Source organism: Parapedobacter soli (genome assembly GCF_025460835.1).
Classification (GTDB): domain Bacteria; phylum Bacteroidota; class Bacteroidia; order Sphingobacteriales; family Sphingobacteriaceae; genus Parapedobacter; species Parapedobacter soli.
Map to the genome: position 1 here is coordinate 1 of NZ_JAMXAY010000022.1, position 25,965 is coordinate 25,965.

Here is a 25,965-nt window from a genome sequence, read left to right on the forward strand (position 1 = left end):
GGTAAGCTAAAATTCGATTACCCACACTATCCGTCATAGAGCCAAGTAAATACTTATTCGAAGCAAATTTCAGGTACGACGGTTCGTCTAGGTTTGCTGAAGGAAATCAATGGGGCTTCTTCCCTTCATTGTCGGTAGGATGGCGATTGGATCAGGAAGATTTTCTAGCATCTCAAGATTGGGTCTCTGCGTTGAAATTACGGGGATCATATGGTGTATTGGGTAATCAAGATATTCCAAATTTCAGTTATGTCAATCTCATTCAAACGGGTCATGAATATTTGTTCGGCGGAAATGTAGGGTCAGGGGTTGCCGTTACATCATTCCGGGATCCGAATATTACATGGGAAACAACAAAAATCAGCAACCTTGGAATCGATGCTTCATTGCTTAACAACCGTTTTGACATCACAATAGATTTATACGACAAGCGAACGGATGATATCTTAAGACCGGTGAACTTGCCTGCACAAGTAGGTAACCTTGGCGGGCCGATAAAAAATATTGGATCGGTCAAGAATGTGGGGTTAGATTTGGGAATCACCCATCGTAATAGGGTTGGAAGCCTAGACTATGGAATCAATTTAGGATTGAATTACAATATAAATGAAGTAACGAATTTGAATGGTGAAATTATCTATGGTGGAAACAAATTTATCACATTAGAGGGTTATCCCATAGATTCATATTTTGTTTTGGAAAGCGACGGACTTTTCCAATCTGAAGCAGAAATCGAAGCCAATCCATTCCAGAACATTACAACTAAACCCGGTTACATTAAGTACGTAGACCAAAATAATGATAATGTCATTAATTCTGATGACCGGAAGGTCACCGGAAGTGTGTTGCCAGATTATACGTACAGCTTCGGATTTGATTTGTCGTATAGGCGTTTTAGTCTGAATGCGTTTTTTCAAGGAGTCAAAGGTGTGAATACCTATCCGGAAGCCATTATCGCGATGCCATTCTGGTTTGCAACATCGGTAACCGAGAGATGGGCGAATGAATCCTGGACACCGGAGCGACCTAATGCGCCGTTGCCTATCCTGACGTCTTATGAAGACTCCCAAAATGATAACTTCCTCACCTCCGATTTTTGGTTGCTGGATGCATCTTACCTGCGGTTGAAGAACATCCAATTGGGTTATACCGTTCCAGAACGTTTCCTAAGCAAAATCGGGGTTAGCCGATGCATGTTCTTCGTTAACGGGCAAAACGTGTTGACTTTCTCGAAGATGAATGACTTCGATCCAGAAAGGAATGTAAAACAGGCCAACTACTATGAATATCCATCGGTAAAAATGTATACTGCCGGAATCAATCTGACTTTTTAATACGACAACTATGAAATACTTACTCGCCTCTATATTGATTATACTCTCGATTGTGTCGTGCAATGACGCATTGTTGGTGGATCCAAGCGACCAGTATAGTGCTAATACATTTTGGACGGAACCCGAGCACTTTGAAGCGGGGCTTGCGGGAGTTTATAATTCCCTATACGGCATGTATAACCTTTTTAACGGAGAAACAGATATGATTACTCCCAATGCCAAAGCGTATAATGAAGCAAACGGGACGGATGCCATTGCTAACGGATCAGCTTTGGCGACAACCGGGCTTTTTTCTTCCCTTTGGAATAACGCTTATCAGGGAATTGGCAGATGTAATACGCTGCTTGACCGCCTTGAAAACAGTCCCATGCAACTGGAAGAATCGCAATTGATTGCAGGACAAGCGTTGTTTATCAGAAGCTTGCTTTATCACTATCTCGTAGATCATTTTGGCGGAGTGCCCCTTATTTTGGAGACACCGGATCCAGAACTTCATGGACGCCTGCCAAGGACAGAAAAAAATATAATTATAGACCGGATTATTTCAGACCTAGATCGCGCGGCAACAGTATTGCCAATTCGCTATGATCAAGCCGGGTTGGGAAAAGCGACTAAAGGAGCGGCGTTAGCACTGAAGTCGAGAGTTTTGCTCTTCGAAGAGCGTTGGAGCGAAGCCGCTCAGGCAGCCAAAGCAGTAATCGACTTGAATCGATATGAATTATTTGGTGATTATCGGGGAATCTGGTACCTTGAAAATGAAAACAATGTTGAGGTCATTTTCGATATCCAATACCAAGTGCCATTTTTTACACATGGCTTTGATCATGTCTCGAAATTACTGAACCGACCTGCGCCACTGAAAGACTTGGTAGATGCTTATTTGATGATTGACGGGACATCGATTGACGAATCCGAACTATATAATTCGGAAAAACCATATGAGAATCGGGATCCGAGGCTCCACCAATCCATAGTTGTCGCAGGGTATCCATATAATGGTCAAATAGCTACCAGTCAAGATGTGGTGACTACCGGATTCGGAAACAAGAAGCATACGGTGTACAAGGACGATGTTGCGATAGCCAACGTTGTTGCTAATAATTCGGAATTGAATATCATCATCATGCGCTATGCCGAGGTTCTCCTAAATTATGCTGAAGCGCTGAATGAATCTACGGGCCCGACTGATAACGTGTACTGGGCATTGAACGAAATCAGGAAAAGGCCTTCTGTCGGAATGCCTTTGGTGAAACAAGGGTTAACGAAGGATGAGATGAGGGAGGTAATACGCTTGGAGAGGCGGGTCGAATTGGCGCTTGAAGGGCGCTATTATTCAGATATAAGACGGTGGAAAATCGCTGAACAAACCAATAATAGTCCGATTTATAACGCAGCAGGTGGTGTGATCGAAAGAAGGACATTTAATAGTCAGCGGGACTATCTTTGGGCTATCCCACCTAGCCAAATTGATTTGAACCCCGAACTAGAACAAAATCCGAATTGGTAAATAAATTCATCAGAAATATGGGAAAATTAAGAAGAATCGCATTCATTGGATTGGTGGCGTTAGGAAGTGTTGTGACTGAAACGGTTTTGGCACAGACCAAACCCAATGTCATCGTTATTTTGGCCGACGACTTGGGAACCATCGATTTGAACTGCTACGGATCGGACGACTTGGCAACGCCGAATCTCGACCGTTTGGCAAGCATTGGTGTTCGGTTTACCCAATTCTATGCTGTTGCACCGGTATGCTCTCCCTCACGTGCTGGACTTTTAACAGGTAAATCTAATTTGGGAGCAGGATTGCCGGGAAACGTACCTATTCCGGAAAAGGATACAGGGATGGCCGGTGGACTGCCATCGACGGAGATAACCATGGCGGAGTTGTTGAAAAGCAGTGGCTACTATACCGCACTGGTTGGTAAGTGGCACCTAGGCCATGCACCTGACAAACTTCCCAATGCACAGGGGTTCGACTATTTTTTTGGTCACCAGCGCGGGTGTATAGATAACTATTCTCATTTCTTTTTTTGGAGTGGCCCGAACAAACATGATTTATTCCAGAATGAAAAGGAAGTATACCGACCGGGGGAATATTTCCCGGATTTAATGGTAGCGGAAATAAATGCGATTATAGACCAGGAGCGAAGCCAACCGTTCTTTATCTATTGGGCAGCCAATATACCGCACTATCCTTATCAAGGCACACAGAGGTGGTTAGATTATTACGAAAATGTTGCCTCACCTCGCAGGGAATATGCTGCGTTTGTATCGACATTGGATGAACGCATTGGACAGGTAATTAGAAAATTAGAAGAAACTGGACAGTTGGAGAATACGGTAATTGTCTTTCAATCAGATCATGGCCATTCTTACGAAGAGCGTGCATTTTGGGGAGGAGGGAATTCCGGTCCCTATCGTGGAGGCAAATTTAGTATGTTTGAGGGAGGAATCAGAGTGCCAGCCATTATTAGCTATCCGGGGATTGTTCCACAAGGAGTGAAGTACGATGCCGTCGCATCTGGAATGGATTGGTTTCCAACAATAGCCGCCATTACCGGTGCTAAGTACGAGCATCAGGGTGTTGAAGGAGTCAATTTACTTCCCTTCCTGCAGGAGAACCATCGGGATATACCGTCGCGTGAGCTTCACTGGCAAACAGGTTCCTACGATGACAGCGTCAGTAGCTGGGCTGTGCGGAAAGGCGATTGGAAGTTGTTAGGTAACCCTGTCGATTCAAATCCTCATCAAGATGCGGATCTCAAAGTAAATGAAAACCGACTGTTTTTGGTACATTTACCATCAGATGTAGGCGAAGAGGTGAATCTGGCCGGGGAATACCCGGAAAAAGTAGCAGAATTGTTAGTACTGCACAAGTCATGGCTCGATAGCGTACAGCGATAATGGAACCGAAATGTAAATAGCCCTGACAAACACGGCAATAATTATTTACATTGAGCTCATCAGTCATTGAAAAAATTATGAAAGCTATTATTAGTGTTTGGAGTTTCATAGGAATTGCCGTCGTCGGATTTGGAATGTCTTGTACACAACGGAAAAGCAATGAACATGTTCGCCCCAACATCGTTTACATCATGAGCGACGACCACGGCTACCAGGCGGTGGGTGCCTATGGATACGGAATGAACAAGACACCGAATATTGACCGGATTGCAGCCGAGGGAGTATTATTCACACGGGCAACGGTTACCAACTCGCTGTGCGCACCGAGCCGGGCGGTGCTACTTACTGGCAAGCATAGTTTTATAAATGGTAAGGTGGACAATGTAGCGAAATTCGATTGGGAGCAGGACAATTTTCCCAAGCTGCTGCGACAAGCCGGCTACCAGACGGCAATGGTTGGCAAGATCCACATGGACGGTCTGCCTCAGGGTTTCGACTATTCGGCGGTTGTGCCCGGACAGGGGCACTATTACAACCCGGATTTCATCGTGAACGGCGAGAAGGAGCGGATGCATGGATACGTGACGGACATCACCACGGACTTGGCATTGGAGTGGCTGGAAGGGCGTGATAAAGATAAACCTTTCTGCCTGCTGTTCCACCAGAAGGCACCGCACCGCGAATGGCTGGCTGCCGAGCGGCACTACAAGGAATACGCAAAGATGAGATTCCCTGAGCCCGAGACATTGTTTGACGATTATGAGGGGCGCGGTACGGCAGCTAAATCAGCGGAGATGAATATCCTCAAGGATATGAACTGGGCAGGCGATTCCAAGGTCAAGCCGGAGCTGATGGATGAACTCGGTATACCGAGTACCCTGGATTGGGACAAGGACGCCTACAATAACAATTTGGGACGGATGGACTCAGCGCAACGTGCAGCTTGGGATGCCGTGTACGACCCCATAAACGAAGATTTCAAAAAGCGTTATCCTTCGATGTCGCAGGAAGACCTGATGCGCTGGCGCTATCAGCGGTATATGCAGGATTACCTGGCCACCATCGCCGCGGTGGACGATGGTGTGGGGCGGGTGCTTGATTACCTGAAAGAGCACGGACTGGAGGAAAACACGATCGTGGTTTATACGTCGGACCAAGGTTTCTATATGGGTGAACATGGATGGTTTGACAAGCGGTTTATGTACGAGGAATCGCTGAAGACTCCGCTTATGATTCGCTATCCGAAAGAGATTAAGGCAGGCACGGAGAGCGATGCCTTGGTGCAGAACCTGGATTTCGCACCGACATTCCTGGACTATGCCGGCGTAGAGGTTCCCACCGATATGCAAGGCGAATCGTTCAGGCAATTGGTGTCAGGAAAAACGGACGATTGGCGGGATGCCATTTATTACACCTACTACGAATACCCATCCATCCACATGGTGAAACGGCACTACGGTATCCGAACGGACCGCTACAAGTTAATTCATTTCTATTACGATATTGACGAGTGGGAACTGTATGATCTGGAGAAGGATCCGAAGGAAATGCACAATGTGTATGGGGACCCATCGTACGCCGATATCCGGGAGGAACTGCATAAAAAGCTGGATGAGACCCGAAAAAAGTACAAGGACTCGGATGAAAATGACCAAAAGTACCTCGATAACTACCTGTCGGCAACTCCAGCGAATTAATATACTACATTCACTGCACCACCTTGTTCGCACAAGCCGAGCTTGCAAATGCCTCTGGCTTCGCTTTGAATACAAAACCCATGCTGAGGATATAACCCATGGCATCATGCAATGCCAGGTTTGATTTGAACATCGGATTGGTGTTGATGTCAGCATGCACTTCGAGGTCTACGTGGTACCGGTCCAAGAGATCGCAGAGTGCGTAAGCAATTTCAATGGAGCGCTGCACCTCGGCAAGCATGCGCTCCTTGATGCTCATTTTTTGGGTGGTGCGGTCTTGATGGATGTACATGAAACCGCCCTTGCCCTCGCGCACGAAAACAATAACGGTCGCGAATTCGGTGGTGCCGGCTTTCACCTGCGAGTCGGTGCCGATGCAGACTTTGAGTTTGTTGCCCAGGGCATATTCGCGGGCAATCGCGGTGGATACTTCGTCAATAATGGGTTGGCGGATGGGTTCGCCACTGAATTTTTTCCAAGTCATAAAATTGGTTTTTAATGAACGATACGGAAAAGAACGCTATAGTAAGCGAGTTAAAGGTAAAGATAAAAGGGCCTTAATACCAATAACTTAATGTGAAGTTTTTATTAACACTTGACCGGTTTTTAACATCAAAGACGGGTAATCTGATATGTTGCCAGGTGGGTTATTGTGCCTTACGATATTATTTGGTCTCCTACTGCCCGAAGGACTTACTTTTCGATTCTTGGCTATTTAAATGACAGCTGGACACGTCGAGAACTTACTAACTTGTGAAAAAGACATTAAAAACGCTTGATTTGATAGCCGATAGCCCGTCCGAAAGGCTCCTGGCTCATTGAAGCTGTAGTCTTATTTAGTTGGCGACAGCTAATCTTTCACCCCATAAGCCAAATCACCTGCATCGCCCAAGCCCGGCACAATGTACGCCTTGCTGGTGAGCTCGCTATCCACATCACCCACCCATAGCTGGGCCTGTGGCAAGAATGCCTGTACGTGCGCGATGCCTTCTTCGCTCGCGATGGCGGTAACAATGATGAGCGATTTGATATCGAAATCGTCAAGCAGCTCCTTGCACGTAAGTACCATGGTCCGGCCGGTAGCGAGCATCGGGTCCACAAGGATGACGGTGCGACCATTGAGGTCAACACTGCTCACGTATTCTTTGCGCACTTCGAATGCACCGCTTTTCTTGGTTTTTCGGTAGGCACCGATGAACGTGCTCTCGGCTTGGTCGAATATGTTCAGCATCCCTTGGTGCATGGCTACACCAGCCCGTAAGATGGTGGCCAACACCGGCTGCTCAGCAAGGAGCGTGGTTTCAGCAATGCCTAGCGGAGTTTCTATCTCGGCAGGGTCATAAGCGAACGTCTTGCTGATTTCGTAGGCAAAAATCTCTCCCAACCGTTCCAGGTTACGCCTGAAACGCATGCGATCTTGCTGTACTTCGATATTACGCAGTTCAGCGAGGAAATGGTTGGCGATACTGTTCCGTTGGGTTAAGACGTGGACCATGCTCAAACTTAGATAAAGTTAGTTGGATATCCAAACGATGCCGGCCTAACTTAACGGCTTTTTTTCAGTAATGCTGTTAGTTTTTCTGTTGATCGGCATAGCCGAACACCTTCTGCAGCAGCGGTGTGGTACGGGAACCGCCCAGGTTGTCGCGTATTTTAAGTTCTTCTTGAGCTACCTTAAGGAATAGCCCATCAATCGCTTTACCCGTAACGTACTTCGTCAAATCGGTTTCTATTTTCTCGTTCACCAGCGGAATCTGGTTGTAACGCGTTACCACAGCATTCCAATACTGGGCTACATTGTGCTTGCCGAGGGCGCCCTCTACGATGGGGCTGAACCGCGAGGCTAGTTCATCGGTAGTGGTACGTTTGAAAAACTGGGTGGCAGCGTCTTGCTGGCCGCTGAGTAGAATATTGGTCGCATCGCGGATGGTCAACTTCGAGAGTGCCGAAACGAAAACTGGTGCGGCCTCACTCACGGCACTCTCTGCGGCGCGGTTGAGGCTTTGGATAAGGTTGTCGCAAAGTGAGCCCAGCCCGATGCCGCGGAGCGCGCTCTCCACTTTCTGTGCTTCGGGCGGCATGAGTATCTTCACAGCCGCGTTGCCCAAAAAACCGTCGGTAACCGATAAGGATTTAATACTGCGATCCAGGCCTTGGCTCAAGGCCTGTTTGATGCCTGATGCTGCCTCGCTGGAACTCACGGATGATGAGCTCGAACTGCTGCTGGAAGAAGTGGCCGATCCCGAGGTGCCGCTACCAGGTAATTGGCTAAGCGTATCGCATTGGGTGAAAAACAGTAAACAGGACGCCAGGGAGAATAGTTTTAACGTGTTCATGGGGTAAAGTTGTGTCGTATCATTAATCTTATCAGTAGCGCACCGTGGCCATTACCGGAAAATGGTCGGATGGTGTCTTCCCTTCATAGCTGTCTGTGAGGATTCCGTAGCGGGTCACATCAAACGGCTTTGACAGGAAGATATGGTCAATGCGGCTGTCGCCTTTGCGCTTCACGTCGAAGCCGGTAAAAGTAGGGCTTGGTGCATACCGCACCGCCGCCAGTTCGTACGCGTCGGTTACTTCGCCACCTTCGTTGAGTACGCGATAGCTTTCGTTGTGTTGATCGACATTGAAATCGCCCATGATGATCATCGGTATACCGGCACCCAGTTCATGCGCTTTTTTGACAATCAATTTGGCACTTTCCTTACGGGCCTCTACGCCTCGGTGGTCGAAGTGCGCATTGAAAAGAAAAAACTCGAAACCTGTTTGCTTATCTTTGAAAAGACCCCAAGTGCAGATGCGTGGAAGGACGGCATCCCATCCTTTATTAGGTATCTCTGTGTTTTCGGCAAGCCAGAAGTCGCCTTTTTTCACCACTTCAAATCGGTCGGTACGGAAAAATATCGCAGAATGTTCGCCCCCGTCCTTGCCATCGTTACGGCCTACGCCGATATAGGCATAACCCGGTAGCATACCGGAAAGGTCTTCGAGCTGGTGCTTGAGGCCCTCTTGCGTACCGAAGATATCGAATCCGTGGAATTTGATAAGCTGTGCCAGATGCGGCGAGCGGTCTTTCCAGAGGTTACCGGTATCACTGGCCGCATCATACCGGATGTTGTAGGTAGCCACGTTGAACTCCCTGGTATGTTGCTCGGCATTGAAGCGGTCGATTACATCAAACAACAACGCGGGCTCATCGGTGGTGATAAATTCAACGTGCTGGTTCAGTAGATTGCGCATCTCGTCTTCGGTATTAACCGTCCACGCATTCACGGCAAGTCCTAAATCATGGGCTTCTTTTATCCAGGTCGGGTTTTGCTTGAATGCATTGAAATGGTAATCCGGGCCGGCAAGGCCATCTTGTTTGAGTTGCGCCGGAGGCAAGTCGCTGTTGAGGTAATACACCTTTGCATTCGGGTCAAGTTCAACGATACGCTTGCATGCATCGTAATCAAAAGCGATATACTCTACCATGTCCTCCGCGCCCAAGCGCTTAACGAGCGCAACGGATAGGTCGGCTGAGTGCAGCGTACGTTCCTTACCCAGTTTGGAAGTTTTGAGCTCGTAGATCAGTTTGGTCTTTTGCTGCTTCATCCCTTCGCGGAGATAAGCCTCCGCAGTAGGGATGGCTTCACCGTTAGGGAGTTTTTTAGCCAACAATTCCGCATAGGTGGCCGTACCGATATCGATTCCATAAAAATCGTTGTCGTGGTTTACTACCAGCACGTCATCTTTGGTGAGGTGGACATCAAACTCGGTGCCTGCACATCCCAATTCGATCGCGCGATGCAGCGATGCGATGGAGTTTTGCGGAAGACCCTCTACTTTCCATGCCCCGCGGTGGGCGATGACCTGGCTGACGGATTGAGCGGAAGTTACCTGCCACATGGTGCATACGATTAACATGATGAAAATACGGATCAAGGGCTTCATATTTTATTTTTTTACAAAATCGAACGGTACTAATCCACCGGATTAGACGGGTTAAAGGTAAACATTTTATCAAAGGGGTGAAATCGGGATAACGATAATTTAGAAATCTATTGTAACTTTATGATTTAATAAGTGTCCTAGTGGAAATGTACGGTAGCTATGCGCTTTCTAAGTTGCCCATCGAATGGATGTGCTGGATAGCGGCGTTGGGATTGCTTTACTTCTCCGATCCGCATGTGCACCACTTCTCGTTGTGCCCGCTGGATAATTTGGGCATAGCCTGGTGTCCCGGGTGTGGGGTGGGGCGCTCAATTGCCCTGCTGATGCACGGGAACATCGAAGCCTCGTTAGGCATGCATTGGCTCGGCATACCGGCTTTTCTGGTCATCGTTTACCGGATCTTCGTATTATCAAAAAGAGAATATTATCTATTGACAAAATATAACCAACATGAGCAACCGTAATATACTGATGACCATCCGGGGTATTTCTCCCGAAGAGTTGGTATACTTGGAGCATGCCACCAAGACATTTACCGAGGAGCAAACGAAACATTTCGTGTTTATTTATGATAGTAAAAGGAAAAATGCCCAAGATATCCTGCTATTTACATTGCTTGGCTTCCTCGGGTTTGCAGGTGTCCAGCGTTTCGTGCTCAATCAGGTGGCGATGGGGATCATCTATTTTCTGACGCTTGGTTTCTGCTGGATAGGGACCATCGTAGACCTCATCAATCACAAAAGCATGACCGATGAGTATAACCAGCAGGCGGCCCGGGATGCAGCGATGATGGTGATGGGAAGTTAAGGGTGGGCCCTGCGGCTGCCTTCGTAGATTTCGTATTCCAAAAGGCGGCAATCGAGCTTCCCGTTGTAAAATTCAACCCTACGCGATGTGTGGAGGCCGATTTTCTTGGCCAGATCCGGATTGCCTGTAAACACATAACCATGCTTGCCGGCACACCGTTGTTTGAGGAAATCGCCAATACGGGCATAAGTGGCTTCTAGCTTGGTATGGACGCCCATCCGCTCACCATACTCGGGGTTGAATACCACCACCCCCGGCCCCTCCGGGAAGGGGGTATCTGCAAAGTCGCATACCTGGAAATCGATTAGCTGATCCACCCCGGCGGTTTTTGCGTTAGCCCGTGCGATCTCTACCGCCTCTCTCGATAAGTCGGTAGCGATGATCGTAGCCGCAGCTTTTTTATTTACCTGTTCTTTCAGTCGCCGCCGTTCGGCAAAAAATACCTGCTCGTCATAGCCGAGGATGTGCATGAACGCGTAGTTCATCCGGAACAGGCCCGGCTTGCGGTTGGTGGCAATGAGTGCTGCCTCGATGGCCAGCGTACCCGAGCCACACATGGGGTTCACAAAGGGCGATTGGCCATCCCACTTCGTGGCATATACCACACCCGCGGCCAGCGCTTCCAGCATCGGTGCTTTGCCCGGATGCTTGCGGTAGCCGTGCTTGGCCAATGTTTCACCCGAAGTATCGAGGAATACCTCCGCCTGGTCGTCTTGCCAATAAAGATGCACCACGGCTTTATGTTGGTCGGGACCGCTGTCCGGCCGGAGCCCTTTCTTGGCTTTAATACGGTCGGCAATGGCGTCCTTCACCTTTAAGTTGGCAAATAATGGTGTGGTAATCGTCGGGTTGTTGACGTTGGACGTAACGGAAACATAGCCGTCAAAAGCAATGAGCTCTTCCCATGCAATACGCGATAACGCTTCGTAAAGCTCTTCCGGGTTACGCGCGCGGAAGGTTGCCAAGGAGTAAAGCACCTGGCTCGCACAATGCAGGTTGAGGTTCAGCCGGATGCAGTCGCTTACGGTAGCAAATAGCTCTACGCCGGTGGCAAAACCACGCTTGATGTCGAATCCCAGCTGCCGCACTTCCGCCTGCAGGTAGGACGAGAGTCGTCTGTTGCAGGTAATGATGATTTTACTCGGGGTGTTGAAAACTTCCATAAGATTTTGGCAAAGGTAGGTATTATCGTAAGCAAAAAATGCCTAATTTTACCATTTCATTAAAGATAAGTAATTGTAATAACCGGAATGGCGGAACTGGGCTGGTAGCGATTATCCGGCCGGATTTGCCAAAAAGAAAGAAGTAATGGAAATACGAGGAAAAGTACACGAGATTGGCGATGTGCAGCAAGTGACAGACACATTCAAGAAGCGGGATCTAATCGTACAGTATGCGGAAAATCCGCAATTTGTTGAATACATCCGGTTTGAAGCAACCCAGGATCGGACAGCGTTGTTCGACAGCTTGAATGTCGGCGATGAAGTAGAAGTGTCGTTTAATCTGCGTGGACGTCCGTGGACAAATAAAGACGGCGTAACCAGCTATTTCAATTCGCTGGTGGCGTGGCGCGTAGCTAAGGTAACCGCCGAGCCGGTGACGGCAGGACAACCAGGAGCCACGCAGCAGGCAGTTGCGCCACCAACCGTGGATATTTCTGCCGATGATGGGAAAGATGATGACTTGCCATTTTAGAAGAATAATATAGTTTGAGTTGATTGTAAATCAAAAAAGTGTCCCGCCATCGGCGGGACGCTTTTTTTGTGTTTGCATGTTTTTCATACATTCATTAGTGTGCAGCCACCTACGCTCAAAACTTAAACGTTACCCCCACCGCCAATACCGATACACCGTATCCCAATTCGGCATAGGCCCCCACGTTTTCCGTAAAAAGCCACCGTCCGCCCACAAACCCTGAGAGGCCGAGGCCACTGCCATAGCTGTTGGCCAGATCGGCGCCAGCCCCATCGGCGGTGTACTTGACGATGTTATATCCCAGCATCACCCCACCATAGACGTCCAGGTTGGACAGCTCCGTAAAACCGTTGTAGTGGTAAGCACCCCGGGCGCCGACAACGATGTAATTCCATTTCGCCGTGTAGCCGGCGTCGGTGTATTTGTACCCGGTATTGCCGACGTAACCACCCAGGCTGATTACACCAGGCCCCCCAATGTCCCAAAAGCCATGGTCTACCGAAACACCGATGGCAGGGCGAGCCTTCCCGAGCCCGCCCAGGGCAGTCCCCAGGCCGATGCCGACGTTGGCGGCAGTTGTCCCTTTCTGGAATGGTTGTGCGTTTACTGATACGGCTATAAAGGCAGCCAAGAGAATAAAAATTGCTTTTTTCATGCTTATCACTAGTTAAATTGTTGCGTATGTCACGATGTTTATAAAATAGTGGGAGCAAAGGTATAGCTGCCAACATTGCCACGTTACCCCCCAAAGGGGGTTTTTACTGCGTATAAATACGTTACTTTTGTTTGTAAGTTTACTGGCAGAATGATAGGCAACCACTTATTGATAACTTTATGATAGGCTATAAAGGCAGACAGGCATCCTTGTGGCAGCTGCTCGTTGTAGTGACCGCAATTGGCTTCCCACCGGCACTGTCGGCACAACCATCGGATTCATTGGACTCATTGGAACGGGTGTTGGCAAAGGAAGGGCTGACTGACGCCGAAAAAATCGATGCCTTTAAAGGCCTGGCCCAGGGGTATATCAATGACGACCCTGGGCGGTCCCGGTATTTCAGTGCAAAAGGGCTGGATTTAGCGGAGACGACTGGCGACCAAAAGTCTGAGGCAGCATTTTTGTATTACGTAGGGTCTTCTTATTATATGGATGCGGTATTAGACTCCGCAGTTTTCTTTTTCGACAAGGCGCTAACGTCAACACGGCAAGCCAATGATCGCTATGGCGAAGTATCCGTTCTCAAAATGTACGGACAGCTCTACCGAAGGCAAGGGCAGTATGACGAGGCATTGGAGAAGTATCTGGAAGCAGTGACGATAGGCGAACAGTTCGAAGATGACCGGAAATTGTGTGACGTTTATATGGGCATAGGCGGAACCTATCACCTGATGCAGAATAATGAACAGGCATTGGTCTATTACGAGAAGGCAGAAGAAATTGCCCTGAAAAATGGAGATATGCAAAACCTGGGTGATATCTATTTCTCTTTGAGTAGTGTCTATAAATACGAAGATGACGGCAAAGAGAAAGCAATCCATTATGCCCAGGAGTCACTTAGGATCCACCGGGAATCAGGGAGCCGCTTTAACGAGATCAACTCGTTGCAAACACTTGCCGGTGCGTATTTTCACTATGACGACTATACCAGCGCGCTGAAATACGCCGAAGAGGCACTTCGTCTCGCAAAAGGGATTGCCAATACGGATCTCATCGCCCACTCATACTCGGATATCTCCAGTATCCTCTATTGTAAGCAGCAATATGAAAAATCAGCCGAGGCGGCGTTGGCCGCGTTGGAAGTTGACTCAACGAACCATCACATAAGGCTAACGGTATATTCCAACCTGCCTGTCATATATGCCCGCTTGGGGAATTTCGATTTAATGGAGGATTATTTTGATCGGTACCGCGAAGCTGTAAATAGTTACAGCAATGAATCATTCCAGCAATCGCTCTCCGGGATGGAGGCAAAATATGAAACCGAGAAGAAAGAACTCAAAATAGCCGCCCTGGAAAAGCAACATCAACTATATGTCTGGCTGGGGGTGGCCGGAGCTATCATCCTTCTCATTGCCCTGGCTTTCGCGTTTATACGTTACCGGTTAGCTGTGAGCCGCCGTAAATTGGCCGAAGAAGAAACCCAACGGCTGGAGAAAGAGCGGCAGTTGGTGGCGGTACAGGCAACATTGGATGGCGAAGCCGCCGAACGGTCGCGACTAGCGAAAGACTTGCACGACGGGTTGGGAAGTATGCTGTCGCTCGTGAAATTCAATCTCCCACAGGTGAAGGGTGACGCGGTACTGGAAGCCATCGACGTGTCCCGGTTCCAGACGGCGTTGGGCATGCTCGATGATTCCATACAGGAGCTTCGCCGCGTAGCACACCACATGATGCCCGAGTCACTCCTACGGTTTGGCCTCAAAGCTTCACTGGCAGATTTCTGTGCAGCACTCCCAATAGCCGATTTCCATTACTTCGGCGATGAAAGCCGGCTGCCCGAAAAGCTGGAGATCATGATTTACCGCTGTATCCACGAACTCGTGAGCAACGCCCTTAAGCATGCCCAGGCCGAACACATCAACGTGCAGCTGGTGCAAGAAGTAGACCGCATATCATTTACCGTGCAAGACGATGGTATAGGGTTCGACCAGCAACAAGTACAGGAGGGCATGGGCCTCAAAAATGTACGGCAGCGCGTGGCAGCCTTCCAAGGGCAGGTGCACATCTATTCTTCCGGTCAGGGAACCGAAATCCATGTGGAACTGGACTTGGCTACTCCCAGCGCTTCTTAGGAACGCAGGTGATATCGGCCGTTTTACGCAGTAACAACGGTCGAGGATCGTAGCGGTTTTCGAGCATCAGCGAGTCGGCTGTATATCGCACGATTTTGAACCGTGGAAGGTATTGCCCCGAGCGGTAACAGCCTGATATTTTTTGCCGCCAATCCGGTTTGGTATATAGTCCATCAACAATTAAACTGTCGCCCCGCACCACATAAACCCCTTTGGCATATTCAATCCACTGGCCATCGTTATAACAGGAGTCGGCGATATTCCTCACCTTTGAGGTGACCCACATGGTGGCATAGATGGAATCGCATGTAAACTTCAGCTCGTGCCGCGTATATTGGAGCAAGGCATGTTGCATGGGGATGCTGTCTTGGATCCAAACCCCCTGCAGGTAATCCGCTCCTTGATGCTGGATGTCGGGATTAAAACGGCAACTGCTCGCAAGCAAAAAAAGTACGCCGGCCAGGAAGGCTAGGAGAGGCTGCTTCACTTATTTCAACCCCCCGATCATGTCCTCTGGCCGTACCCACTCGTCGAATTGTTCATTGGTGAGCAGCCCGAGCGCTAAGGCCGCTTCGCGTAGTGAAGTGTTTTCCTTATGCGCCTTCTTAGCGATTTTCGCTGCATTCTCATAGCCGATATGCGGGTTGAGTGCTGTTACCAGCATCAGCGAGTTCTCGAGGTGTTTTTTGATGCCGTCGTAGTTGGGCTCGATGCCTGCCGCACAATGATCGTTGAACGAAACGCAGGCATCCCCGATAAGCTGGGCAGATTGGAGGAAATTTGCTGCCATAACGGGTTTGAACACATTGAGCTCATATTGTCCGTTGGCCCCGCCAAAAGCGATGGTTACGTCGTTGCCGATGACTTGCGCGGCCACCATGGTGAGTGCTTCGCACTGGGTGGGGTTTACCTTACCCGGCATAATGGAAGAGCCCGGCTCGTTTTCCGGGATGGTGATCTCACCAATGCCGGACCGCGGGCCCGATGCGAGCATACGGATATCGTTGGCTATCTTGTGCAGTGATACGGCTAATTGTTTCAATGCCCCGTGGCTTTCCACGATAGCGTCGTGCGCGGCAAGGGCTTCGAATTTGTTGGGTGCTGTGCGGAAGGGCAGCCCTGTAAAATCAGCGATGTACCGGGCGACGTTTTCGGCATACCCTTTCGGCGTATTGATGCCGGTGCCCACGGCCGTTCCACCCAAGGCCAGTTCGGAGAGGTGGGCCAAGGTGTTGCGGAGTGCCTTGAGGCCATAATCGAGCTGCGCCACATACCCAGAGAATTCCTGCCCCAGCGTAAGGGGAGTGGCGTCCATCAGGTGGGTGCGCCCGATCTTGACCACATTGGCAAACGCTTCAGACTTGGCCTTCAGTGTGTCGCGCAGCTTCTCCACCCCCGGAATCGTCGTTTCCACCAATCGCTTATAAGCAGCGATATGCATGGCGGTCGGATAGGTGTCGTTAGATGATTGCGATTTGTTTACATCGTCGTTAGGGTGGATAAACGGCTTCCCTTCGCCCAGCTTGTGGCCCTGAAGTACATGGGCACGGTTGGACACGACTTCGTTGACGTTCATGTTGGATTGCGTGCCCGACCCGGTTTGCCAGATTACCAGTGGAAACTGATCTGCCAATTGGCCAGCCAGTATCTCGTCGCATACCTGAGCGATAAGATCCCGTTTTTCGGCCGGCAACACACCCGCATCCGCATTCGTGTAAGCAGCCGCTTTTTTAAGGTAAGCAAATGCTTCGATGATTTCTTTGGGCATGGAAGCCGAAGGGCCTATCTTGAAGTTGTTTCGGGAACGCTCTGTCTGCGCGCCCCAGTACTTGTCGGCAGGTACTTCCACCTCGCCCATCGTATCGTGTTCTATTCGGTATGACATGGAATCGTTATTTTTGATATACTGCAAAGTTAAGAAGATACAGGAGATGTGAAAATGAAAAGCATTGGCCAATAGTAGAGAATCAATTTCGCAGTATCCAAGATTGAAAGGTGCCACGGGAGATCAATTGAGAAATTACCAACTCATCGGAAAGGGGACCGGTGTCCATTGGCCGTATGTGGATGAAGATTTAAGCCTAAAGGGATTTCTTAAAAACAGCCTGAGAAACATTGTCTATAATAAACATAAAGTCGCTTAAATACTCCCACTTAGAAATGTCTCTTCCTTTGACTCAAAAATATCCCCATAATACCGAGAAGGAGTATGCCGGCTGCGGCCGCGAGCAACAGCGGGATGTGGTTTATAGGGGTACGCGCCAATCCTGAAATTCCCTGTGTCATCAGGAGCAATTCATTCAATATAACGCCGATTACTAAGACGGTGGTCGACCAGCGGGCCAGCCGGTTGATCCGTAGGCATCCGTGCATATAGCCGTATGCGATAACGAATAGGCTGATGACGGCTAGTAAAACAAGGTGTAAATAGCCGATAACGATGGGACGGAAGCTATAGCTCAATTGGCTCAACGACGGAATAACCGATAGTCCCTGGAGGATAAACTTGATTGTGGCAGCGATGGCAACACCGAGGAGCAACCACTTTGCCACGGCAACGAGTAAATGTTTCAACTGCAGCAGGTTCGCCGTGCAGCTACGCAGCCACAGCCCCCATGCTATACTCTGTGCAATCACCGCGGCTACCAAGCCGATGTAAAGCCAGATCGGCATGTCCCACCAAAGCACCGAAAGCAGGTAATTGACCAGGCATGTTATCGCGAATAACCAAAAGATGGTTTTGGAATGGTTGATAATGATGTCTTTCTGATGGAGCCAGTGGTATAGCAGTGCCATGCATGCGAAGAAGAACCAGCCATTGTACTGGAAATGCAGGTAGAAATATACGGCCGCGAGCTGCAACCGGGAGTCCATGTTGTTGGACGTCATGAGGTGGGCCAGGTAAAACGTACCTATAGACGACAATACGAGAAAGACCAGTGCCGCTCGCAGCCAGCGGCGGGCAAGCGGACTGCTGTTGCTTTTCGATAGGTCCCGCCAACACATGGCTGCAAAAATATAGGAAATGACCACCCCCGCCGATGATGCAATGATGGAATAAAGCCCATAACCTTGCAGGAAAAAACCAATGAGCATACCATAACTAGCCAGTAGATTGCCAATAATCGTAAGCTGGTATTTCCAAGGTAAACTGTCGTGTTGCTTCCGGTTGAAGACCATTGCCACGACCAATACCATCAATGCATGCGATACCCAGCCGGAGAATGCAAAGTGGGAGTGGGCATGGAGAAGGAATTTTTGGTTGATGGAAGGCAGGGGAAGCAAGACCTTCAGGCGCATCAATAGACCGAGGGCAGCAACCAATAGCAGATTGAACAAGGCCAAAACCACCCATTGGCGTACGGAAATATGTTTAAGAACCGTCACTATATCCCGTCTGCTGGAATGAATACTTTCCCTTTCACGATGCATAATTTGTCTTCCTGTTGCAGTTGCTTGATAGCACGGATGACCGTTTCGACCCGTAAGCCGGCCATGTTGGCCAACTGCTGCCGGGTAACCATCAGGCGGTTGCAGTCTTTGCATATCAGTTTGCCATGTTGGTTAAAATAGTCTATAAGTTCGACAAGAACAGTTTGGGGATTGTTTTTGGATAGTGCATTCAGTAAGAAAAATTTGAAACGGAGATGCGAAACCAATGATTTGCTGAATGCAAGGTGGATGTCGGGCCGCTCGGCAAGCAGTTCGTGAAACGATGCGGCGCTCAGCCGCAGAATGGTACAGGGCGAATCCGCTATGGCACTCGCCGCGTAGGGTTCGCCATCAAACAGCGGAAACTCGCCGAAGGCTTCACCATCTTCAACGATTTTATGGAGCACTTCTTTGCCGTTGTCCTCAAAATGAGACCACCTCACCCTGCCCGACACCAGTTGATAATAGAATGCAGCCGGTGCACCTTCGTTGAAGATGACCTCACCCGCTTCGGTATACCGATACGTTGCGCCTTTTTCTAACAGCAAATTGGTGTCGATCATGGTATGTTGAGATTAAAGTGGTACGGCCATCCCATTGACCACCGCTATAGGCAAAGATAACAATTACTATATAGACACCCGCATGACTGTGGTCAACTGTAGAAGTGACAACAATCATAAATCAATAAATTGCGTTTGTAAGGTGTTGATTTGTAGTGATGTCTTTCGTTCCTGCTGTTAGATAGTGTGATAAAGCAAACCTTTTTGTGACTGTACGCATAAAATCAACGCGCGGTACTGGGTAGTTTTGCTTCCAATGAAACGAACACGTATACGGCAAATGAGAAAACAATTTGTACCTTTATGGGTTACCATATTAATTAACCCTAAAAACAATTAAAATGAAAAAGTTACTGGTTCTACTGACACTGGGAATCGCACTTTACGCGTGCTCCCAAGGAGGAAAACAAAACAACGACAACAACACAGCTGTCCGATCGGCAGCTAATCCCGAAGACTACGATCCTACGCGAGGCGAGGGAAAATTCGACAATGTCGACGTAGGTGAACAATTGGATGTGGCCATGGCGCAGGAAGGGAAAGTGATTGCCGACCTGAAATGTGCAAGCTGCCATAAGTATACCGACGAGCGACTGGTTGGTCCGGGATGGGCTGGTGTTTCGGAAAAACACCGTCCCGAGTGGATTATGAATTTTATCACAAACCCCGATCCGATGATAGACAAGGATCCCGAATTGCAGGCCCAGCTGGAAATCTGTTTGGTACGCATGCCCAATCAGAACCTCTCGGATGAGGATGCACGGCAAATCCTTGAATTCATGAGGCAAAATGACGGGCTAAAATAGCGATTTTTAAACAATCACTAATACGAATATATTAATAATGAGCCTGTCGTAGTTAAATAGCGTGGGCTCTATGACGCCACAAAAACAATTTTATCATGAAACCAAAAAAATGTCTCTTATGGGTGGCAGCCGTCGCGGCGGTATCGCTATCTTTCAACGCTTGTCGGCCCAAAGGTGCCGGGAGCGCGGTATCAGGAAACGCAGCCCAGCGGACGTATGTGCCCCCAGGGCAGTACGATGAGTTTTACACATTCACATCCGGTGGGTTCAGCGGGCAGATGAGTGTGTATGGATTGCCCAGTGGTCGGTTATTCCGGGTAATACCCGTGTTTTCGGTCGACCCCGAAAAAGCATGGGGGTTCAGCGAAGAAACCAAGCCTATGCTGATGACATCACATGGCTTCGTGCCTTGGGATGACCTCCACCACATCGAATCGTCTTTTACAGACGGCATGCCCGATGGCAAGTGGATGTTTGCAAACTCCAACAACACACCGCGGTTGGCGAGGATCGATTTAACGACTTTCCGTACGGCCGAAATCATTGAAATACCCAATACCGGCGGGAACCACTGTTCGCCATTTACCACCGAAAACTCCGAGTATGTCATTGCGGCAACCCGCTTCAGCGTACCGCCCGACGGACCGGAGAGCGACGTGCCCATCGACTCCTATAAGGAGAATTTCAAAGGGCATATCAGCTTTGTAAGTGTGGATAAAGAAACCGGCGAATTCGATATTGCGTTCCAGCTAAAAACACCAGGACTCAACTTCGACTTGTCGAGCGCCGGAAAGGGCGTGTCAAACGGATGGCTGTTTATCAGCTGCTATAATTCAGAACAAGCCCATACGTTGCAGGAGGTTAATTCCTCACAAAACGATAAGGACTTCATCATGGCCATCAACTGGAAGAAAGCCGAAGAGTATTTCAAGGCCGGACGAGGCACGGTGCAAACCAACGTGCGTTATGCCCATAACAAATGGGATGAACATACCCACAGCGCTACCTCCGAAATAAAAACCGAGGTAACCGTATTGGATGTGGCTGATTTTGACGACTTGGCTTACCTGATCCCGTGTCCGAAATCACCCCACGGTGCTGACGTGAATCCAACCGGTGAGTATATCGTCGGTAGCGGGAAGCTGGCTGCACTGATCCCAGTGTTCAGTTTTGCAAAATTGCAGGATGCTATCGCCAACAAGGATTTTGAAGGTGAAAAGTATGGCGGCATACCTGTAGTGAAATATGAGTCTGCACTGCATGGCGAAGTTCAAAAACCAGGATTGGGCCCGTTGCACACCGAGTTTGATGCAAAAGGAAATGCCTACACGTCTTTCTTCGTTTCGTCAGAAGTAGTGAAATGGAATGTGGAGTCGCTCGAAGTACTTGATAGGCAGCCTACCTACTATTCCGTAGGTCACCTGATGGTGGCTGGCGGGAACTCCAAGAATCCGTATGGTAAGTATCTGGTGGCTTACAACAAAATAACGAAAGACCGCTTCTTACCTACTGGGCCGGAGCTCTGCCACAGCGCACAGTTGTTTGACATCAGTGGCGACAAAATGGAATTACTGCTTGACTTCCCAACGATCGGGGAGCCACACTATGCGCAGTCTATTCCGGCCGATATGCTGATGGATAAATCGCTGAAGATATATGATATCAATGCCAACCAGCACCCCCATAAGACGAATGGCGAAGCCGAAGCGCGCGTAGAGCGCGACGGGAATATTGTGCGGGTATACATGACCACCATCCGGTCTCACCTCACTCCAGACGTTATCGAAGGGATCCAGTTGGGCGACGAGGTTTATTTCCACGTTACCAACATCGAGCAAGATTGGGATATGCCTCACGGGTTTGCTATCAAAGGGGCAAACAACTCTGAACTGCTGATCATGCCCGGCGAAACGACAACGCTCAAGTGGGTACCAGACCGCGTAGGTATCTTCCCCTTCTATTGTACGGATTTCTGCTCCGCATTGCACCAAGAGATGTCTGGTTACGTGCGGGTATCACCTAAAGGAAGTAATGTGCCCATTACGGCCTATACCGGTACAAAATAAATAACGTGGGAAGTCAACATCCTATGAAGTCATTGCACAGAGCCATACTCGTTATCAGCGGGTTGGCTCTGCTTGCAGTCATCATATTGCCGATATGGCGTATTGAGTTGGACGCAGCCCAATACCCCGAAGGGCTCGAACTGTTGATCTATAGTTATAAACTCGACGGGCACGTCGATATAATCAACGGGTTGAACCATTATATCGGAATGAAAGTACTCCGTGCTGATGATTTCATTGAGTTCACAGTACTACCCTATTTGGTCGGTATCTATGGCCTTGCCTTTATCTTGGTCGGGCTTGTCGGAAGGCGCCGGTGGTTGTATGTGTTGTTTGGTGCGTTCCTGCTGTTCGGAATCGTAGCTATGGTCGATTTCTGGCGCTGGCTGTACGAATACGGGCACGATCTCGACCCGACAGCACCCATACAGGTGCCCGGCATGGCATACCAGCCGCCCCTGATCGGGTTTAAACAGCTCCTCAACTTCGGTGCATTTTCAATACCCGACATCGGAGGTTGGATATTTATTTCGTGTGGTGTGCTGCTGGCGTATTGCGTGTATGCCGAGTGGCGCCCCTTAAAAGCAAAACAGATATCATGAAGGTAATTCGGTTGTTAAGTATATTCACATTCGGAATCGTGCTGGCACTGGCCGCACAGGCCTGCGGTAGCGACGGCCCTACACCGATCAACTACGGCCACGAACAGTGCGCCCATTGTAGGATGACCGTCAGCGATGCGCGTTTTGGATGCCAACTGGCAACCAAGAAGGGACGTGCTTATAACTTCGACGATGTGCAGTGCATGGTCGCGTTTGTGAAGGCCGGTGGTGTTGCCGAAGAAGAAGTGGCAAAGTTCTATCTGCCGGACTACAGTAATTCGAATGAATTACTCCCCTCGGAAGGGCTTTTCCTGTTGAAAAGCGAATCGTTGAAAAGCCCGATGCGCGGTGATGTCGCCGCATTTGCCAGTAAAGAAGATTTAATGAAGGTGCAGGAGGTCCACGGTGGCGAGGAGCTAACGTGGGACGAGTTATGGAAGTAGGAGAGGTAGGGAAAGATGAGGAGGGGGATTTATATTGTTTTTAGTGTGTGTGTTTCCCTGATGGTGGGCGGCATGGCGCATGCCGCTACCATTCAGGTTGGCACATCATACCCAGTTAAATCCATCAAGCAGGCCTTGGAAAAAGCAGCGGACGGAGACACCATCCGAGTGCATGGTGGGACCTATCGCGAGGGTAATATTGCCATCCACAAGAGCGTAGCGCTGATGGGAGTGGACAACCCGGTAATAGATGGTGAAAAGGAACATGAACAGTTTTCCGTTTTTGTGCCCTATGTAACGATAAACGGATTTACCGTTATAGCATCGGGCAAATCGTCGATACGGGATATCGCGGCGATAAAGGTCTACGATACCCACCACGCGACAATTGAAAACAACATCCTCGACGATAACTTCTTCGGTATCTATATACAAAGCTCCAAGCAGTGCACGATACGGAACAATAAGCTCACCGCCTACGGCGAAACCGAGCAGCTTACCGGAAACGGCATACACAGCTGGAAAAGTGATAGCCTCTATATCGCGGGCAATACGATTGTTGGGCACCGCGATGGAGTGTACCTGGAGTTTGTAACACACACGGAGGTGCGCGACAACCAGGCGCTGGATAATCGCCGGTATGGGTTGCATTTTATGTTTTCGCACCAAAACGGCTATTATCACAATACATTTTCCAGAAACGGTGCCGGCGTAGCGGTGATGTATACCAAACAGGTGCGCATGGAAAACAATACCTTCAGCGAAAATTGGGGTGATGCGGCGTATGGGCTGTTGCTTAAAGACATTACCGATAGTCACATAGAGCATAATGTGTTTTCACGGAATACCACAGGGATACTGATGGAAGGGAGCAACCGCGTGCAAATACAGCGTAACCAATTTGAAGGGAATGGGTGGGCGCTGAAAATGCAATCCAGCTGTATGGACAACGAGCTCACGCAGAATAACTTTGTGCAAAACACATTTGATCTGGCTACTAACGGCTCGTTGAAACTCAATAGGTTTATACGCAATTATTGGGATAAATACGAAGGGTACGATCTCAACAAGGACCGGGAGGGAGATGTCCCATACCGGCCTGTTAGTCTGTTTTCGATGGTAGTAGAGAAGTATCCGATGGCCATGCTGCTGTTCCGTAGCTTCATGGTTACGCTGCTCGACCGTACCGAACGGGTGGTACCCAGCCTGATACCGGAAGATTTAAAAGATGATGCCCCGATGATGAAGCCTGTAGCATTATGATTACGATTCAACACATATCCAAAAGGTTTGGAAAACTGCAGGTGCTAAATGACGTTTCGCTCACCCTGGAGGGAGGGCAGTGCATCGCATTGATTGGCCCGAATGGCAGCGGAAAAACCACATTGATTAAAACCATACTGGGTATGGTGGTGCCGCAATCGGGTACGTTGCTCTTTAAAGGTAACCCCATTGGACGACAATGGGAGTACCGGCGCGATATCGGATATATGCCGCAGATCGGCAGATATCCGGAAAACATGACCATTGGCCAGGTGCTGGACATGATGCAGGATATCCGTAAAGTGCCGGAAGCCGCATTGGATAGGGAGCTTTTTGAAGTCTTCGAACTCCACACGATGTTAGACAAGCGTATGGGTACGCTGTCGGGTGGCACAAGGCAAAAGGTCAGCGCCTGCCTGGCGTTTATGTTCAGGCCCGAAGTACTTATCCTCGACGAGCCCACGGCGGGACTCGATCCGGTGGCCACCGAGTTGTTGAAAGATAAAATCCTGGCGGAGAGAAATAAAGAGAAGTTGATTGTTATCACATCGCACGTATTGAGCGACCTGGATGAGCTGGTCACTGAAGTGGTGTATATGCAGGAAGGCCGCCCGCTGTTCCACAAATCGCTCGATGCATTGAAGGAAGAAACAGGTACCGATAAACTTGGAAAGGCGATTGCAAAAGTGATGACCAACGAAGAACCAACGAAAGGGGTTTCCGTATGAATAAAATCATCAAATACGTCATCGCAGACTTGCTCCGCAGCAGGGCAATATTGGTGTACGCTGTCGTATTATTCGTTTTGGCCGGCAGTGTATTCAGCATAGAAGACAATGCCGATAAAGGCGTGGTGAGCTTGCTGAACATCATCTTGTTTGTGGTACCGCTGGTGAGTATTATTTTTTCTACGGTATACCTATATAATAGTGCGGAATTTATCGAATTGCTGGTGAGCCAGCCGCTGAAGAGGAAGACGATATGGCTTAGTATATTTACCGGATTGGCCGGTACCATGGCACTCGCCTTTCTAATCGGCGTAGGTATACCGATCGTGCTTTATTCATTCACCCCCTCGGGCATGATATTGTTGCTTTGCGGAACGATACTTTCTGTCGTTTTCGTATCGGTGGCGATGTGGGCCGCTGTGCGTATCCGCGATAAAGCAAAGGGGATAGGCCTATCCATATTGTTGTGGCTCTATTTCGCATTGCTTTTTGACGCATTAGTATTGTTTATCTTATTCCAGTTCTCGGACTATCCGATTGAAAACGGGATGATTGCCGTATCCATGCTGAACCCGATTGATATCAGCCGGATATTGATTTTATTGCAGGTAGATCTATCAGCAATGATGGGGTATACTGGTGCTATATTCCGGAATTTCTTCGGAACAGGGTGGGGCATGGCGATAACGGCCTTGGTGTTGTTGCTGTGGGTTGCTGTTCCGGCATGGTTCTCAACGAGGTTTTTCGAGCGGCGGGACCTTTGATGGTAAAGGCAAATCGACCTAGCTATTCAGGTAAGATGTGTGTAGTAGCGCAATGAAATGACAACATAGTGTCAAAAAATAAAGTTGTAAATAAATAAAGGACAAAAATGTCCGATATTAGCAAGTGTTTAACAA

General features: G+C 48.9%; 27 protein-coding genes. 17 read left to right on the plus strand and 10 right to left on the minus strand.

Annotation, left to right across the window (positions count from 1 at the left end; all coding sequences use genetic code 11):
• Positions 1 to 35: 35 nt before the first annotated feature.
• From NGM62_RS10840 to NGM62_RS10855, 4 genes are all read left to right on the plus strand, one after another.
• Positions 36 to 1,334, plus strand: coding sequence for a SusC/RagA family TonB-linked outer membrane protein (locus NGM62_RS10840; RefSeq protein WP_262247985.1), 1,299 nt, complete (start codon positions 36 to 38; stop codon positions 1,332 to 1,334).
• A gap of 10 nt (positions 1,335 to 1,344) precedes the next feature.
• Complete coding sequence (locus tag NGM62_RS10845) at positions 1,345 to 2,841, plus strand: RagB/SusD family nutrient uptake outer membrane protein (protein ID WP_262247913.1); 1,497 nt, start codon at positions 1,345 to 1,347, stop codon at positions 2,839 to 2,841.
• Between the two features lie 71 nt (positions 2,842 to 2,912).
• A complete protein-coding gene (locus tag NGM62_RS10850; protein ID WP_262247915.1) occupies positions 2,913 to 4,241 on the plus strand; it encodes a sulfatase-like hydrolase/transferase in 1,329 nt (442 codons plus the stop codon).
• A 77-nt stretch (positions 4,242 to 4,318) separates the two neighbouring features.
• Entirely contained in the window at positions 4,319 to 5,938 is a 1,620-nt protein-coding gene (locus NGM62_RS10855; protein WP_262247916.1) for a sulfatase family protein, read from the plus strand.
• Positions 5,939 to 5,948: 10 nt separating this feature from the next.
• Here NGM62_RS10855 and NGM62_RS10860 read toward each other — a convergent pair whose 3' ends face one another.
• The 3 genes from NGM62_RS10860 to NGM62_RS10870 all read right to left on the minus strand — a co-directional run bounded on the left by NGM62_RS10860 (position 5,949) and on the right by NGM62_RS10870 (position 8,100).
• Complete coding sequence (locus NGM62_RS10860; RefSeq protein ID WP_262247917.1) at positions 5,949 to 6,422, minus strand: ribonuclease H-like YkuK family protein; 474 nt, start codon at positions 6,420 to 6,422, stop codon at positions 5,949 to 5,951.
• 366 nt (positions 6,423 to 6,788) lie between these two features.
• Positions 6,789 to 7,433 (minus strand): uracil phosphoribosyltransferase, encoded by a 645-nt coding sequence (gene upp, locus NGM62_RS10865; RefSeq protein ID WP_262247918.1) that lies wholly within the window; start codon positions 7,431 to 7,433, stop codon positions 6,789 to 6,791.
• A 76-nt stretch (positions 7,434 to 7,509) separates the two neighbouring features.
• Positions 7,510 to 8,100 carry a DUF4197 domain-containing protein gene (locus tag NGM62_RS10870; RefSeq protein WP_262247986.1) on the minus strand — a complete coding sequence of 197 codons (591 nt, stop codon included), beginning with the start codon at positions 8,098 to 8,100 and terminating at the stop codon, positions 7,510 to 7,512.
• Here NGM62_RS10870 and NGM62_RS10875 point away from each other — a divergent pair.
• Positions 8,018 to 8,281 carry a hypothetical protein gene (locus NGM62_RS10875; protein WP_262247992.1) on the plus strand — a complete coding sequence of 88 codons (264 nt, stop codon included), beginning with the start codon at positions 8,018 to 8,020 and terminating at the stop codon, positions 8,279 to 8,281. The genes NGM62_RS10870 and NGM62_RS10875 overlap by 83 nt on opposite strands.
• A gap of 24 nt (positions 8,282 to 8,305) precedes the next feature.
• On the opposite strand, the gene NGM62_RS10880 is transcribed toward NGM62_RS10875, so the two are convergent.
• Positions 8,306 to 9,871, minus strand: coding sequence for a glycerophosphodiester phosphodiesterase family protein (locus NGM62_RS10880; protein ID WP_262247920.1), 1,566 nt, complete (start codon positions 9,869 to 9,871; stop codon positions 8,306 to 8,308).
• 146 nt (positions 9,872 to 10,017) lie between these two features.
• Here NGM62_RS10880 and NGM62_RS10885 point away from each other — a divergent pair, with 146 nt between their 5' ends.
• Positions 10,018 to 10,335 carry a DUF2752 domain-containing protein gene (locus NGM62_RS10885; protein WP_262247988.1) on the plus strand — a complete coding sequence of 106 codons (318 nt, stop codon included), beginning with the start codon at positions 10,018 to 10,020 and terminating at the stop codon, positions 10,333 to 10,335.
• Complete coding sequence (locus NGM62_RS10890; protein ID WP_262247922.1) at positions 10,322 to 10,678, plus strand: TM2 domain-containing protein; 357 nt, start codon at positions 10,322 to 10,324, stop codon at positions 10,676 to 10,678. Before NGM62_RS10885 ends, NGM62_RS10890 begins: the two co-directional genes overlap by 14 nt.
• On the opposite strand, the gene NGM62_RS10895 is transcribed toward NGM62_RS10890, so the two are convergent.
• Complete coding sequence (locus NGM62_RS10895; RefSeq protein ID WP_262247924.1) at positions 10,675 to 11,841, minus strand: THUMP domain-containing class I SAM-dependent RNA methyltransferase; 1,167 nt, start codon at positions 11,839 to 11,841, stop codon at positions 10,675 to 10,677. The genes NGM62_RS10890 and NGM62_RS10895 overlap by 4 nt on opposite strands.
• A gap of 145 nt (positions 11,842 to 11,986) precedes the next feature.
• Here NGM62_RS10895 and NGM62_RS10900 point away from each other — a divergent pair, with 145 nt between their 5' ends.
• Positions 11,987 to 12,373 carry a DUF3127 domain-containing protein gene (locus NGM62_RS10900; protein ID WP_262247925.1) on the plus strand — a complete coding sequence of 129 codons (387 nt, stop codon included), beginning with the start codon at positions 11,987 to 11,989 and terminating at the stop codon, positions 12,371 to 12,373.
• Positions 12,374 to 12,488: 115 nt separating this feature from the next.
• Here the strand turns inward: NGM62_RS10900 and NGM62_RS10905 are convergent, their stop codons facing one another.
• Entirely contained in the window at positions 12,489 to 13,028 is a 540-nt protein-coding gene (locus NGM62_RS10905; RefSeq protein ID WP_262247926.1) for a hypothetical protein, read from the minus strand.
• Between the two features lie 179 nt (positions 13,029 to 13,207).
• On the opposite strand from NGM62_RS10905, the gene NGM62_RS10910 reads away from it, so the two are divergent.
• Positions 13,208 to 15,163, plus strand: a complete 1,956-nt coding sequence (locus tag NGM62_RS10910) for a tetratricopeptide repeat-containing sensor histidine kinase (RefSeq protein WP_262247928.1) — start codon at positions 13,208 to 13,210, stop codon at positions 15,161 to 15,163.
• On the opposite strand, the gene NGM62_RS10915 is transcribed toward NGM62_RS10910, so the two are convergent.
• Positions 15,144 to 15,650, minus strand: a complete 507-nt coding sequence (locus NGM62_RS10915) for a fumarate hydratase (RefSeq protein ID WP_262247929.1) — start codon at positions 15,648 to 15,650, stop codon at positions 15,144 to 15,146. The genes NGM62_RS10910 and NGM62_RS10915 overlap by 20 nt on opposite strands.
• Entirely contained in the window at positions 15,651 to 17,048 is a 1,398-nt protein-coding gene (fumC, locus tag NGM62_RS10920) for a class II fumarate hydratase (protein ID WP_262247931.1), read from the minus strand.
• A gap of 64 nt (positions 17,049 to 17,112) precedes the next feature.
• On the opposite strand from fumC, the gene NGM62_RS22200 reads away from it, so the two are divergent.
• Entirely contained in the window at positions 17,113 to 17,307 is a 195-nt protein-coding gene (locus NGM62_RS22200) for a DUF2442 domain-containing protein (protein ID WP_390937069.1), read from the plus strand.
• Between the two features lie 10 nt (positions 17,308 to 17,317).
• Here the strand turns inward: NGM62_RS22200 and NGM62_RS10925 are convergent, their stop codons facing one another.
• Both NGM62_RS10925 and NGM62_RS10930 read right to left on the minus strand, forming a co-directional pair.
• Complete coding sequence (locus NGM62_RS10925; protein WP_262247933.1) at positions 17,318 to 18,550, minus strand: hypothetical protein; 1,233 nt, start codon at positions 18,548 to 18,550, stop codon at positions 17,318 to 17,320.
• Positions 18,550 to 19,158: a Crp/Fnr family transcriptional regulator gene (locus NGM62_RS10930; protein ID WP_262247934.1), complete on the minus strand. Its 609-nt coding sequence runs from the start codon at positions 19,156 to 19,158 to the stop codon at positions 18,550 to 18,552. The genes NGM62_RS10925 and NGM62_RS10930 overlap by 1 nt, the downstream gene beginning before the upstream one ends.
• Before the next feature lie 341 nt (positions 19,159 to 19,499).
• Here NGM62_RS10930 and NGM62_RS10935 point away from each other — a divergent pair, with 341 nt between their 5' ends.
• The 7 genes from NGM62_RS10935 (at position 19,500) to NGM62_RS10965 (ending at position 25,830) form a co-directional block, all read left to right on the plus strand.
• The gene (locus tag NGM62_RS10935) at positions 19,500 to 19,964 is read left to right on the plus strand and encodes a c-type cytochrome (RefSeq protein ID WP_262247935.1); all 465 of its coding nucleotides are present in this window, start codon (positions 19,500 to 19,502) and stop codon (positions 19,962 to 19,964) included.
• A 95-nt stretch (positions 19,965 to 20,059) separates the two neighbouring features.
• A complete protein-coding gene (gene nosZ, locus NGM62_RS10940; protein WP_262247936.1) occupies positions 20,060 to 22,030 on the plus strand; it encodes a Sec-dependent nitrous-oxide reductase in 1,971 nt (656 codons plus the stop codon).
• A gap of 23 nt (positions 22,031 to 22,053) precedes the next feature.
• Complete coding sequence (locus NGM62_RS10945) at positions 22,054 to 22,632, plus strand: hypothetical protein (protein ID WP_262247937.1); 579 nt, start codon at positions 22,054 to 22,056, stop codon at positions 22,630 to 22,632.
• Positions 22,629 to 23,075, plus strand: coding sequence for a nitrous oxide reductase accessory protein NosL (locus tag NGM62_RS10950; RefSeq protein ID WP_262247939.1), 447 nt, complete (start codon positions 22,629 to 22,631; stop codon positions 23,073 to 23,075). The genes NGM62_RS10945 and NGM62_RS10950 overlap by 4 nt, the downstream gene beginning before the upstream one ends.
• A 15-nt stretch (positions 23,076 to 23,090) precedes the next feature.
• The gene (locus NGM62_RS10955) at positions 23,091 to 24,338 is read left to right on the plus strand and encodes a nitrous oxide reductase family maturation protein NosD (protein WP_262247941.1); all 1,248 of its coding nucleotides are present in this window, start codon (positions 23,091 to 23,093) and stop codon (positions 24,336 to 24,338) included.
• Entirely contained in the window at positions 24,335 to 25,066 is a 732-nt protein-coding gene (locus tag NGM62_RS10960; protein ID WP_262247943.1) for an ABC transporter ATP-binding protein, read from the plus strand. Before NGM62_RS10955 ends, NGM62_RS10960 begins: the two co-directional genes overlap by 4 nt.
• On the plus strand, positions 25,063 to 25,830 hold the full coding sequence (locus NGM62_RS10965) for an ABC transporter permease (protein ID WP_262247945.1): 768 nt from the start codon (positions 25,063 to 25,065) through the stop codon (positions 25,828 to 25,830). The genes NGM62_RS10960 and NGM62_RS10965 overlap by 4 nt, the downstream gene beginning before the upstream one ends.
• The last annotated feature ends 135 nt before the right edge of the window (positions 25,831 to 25,965 follow it).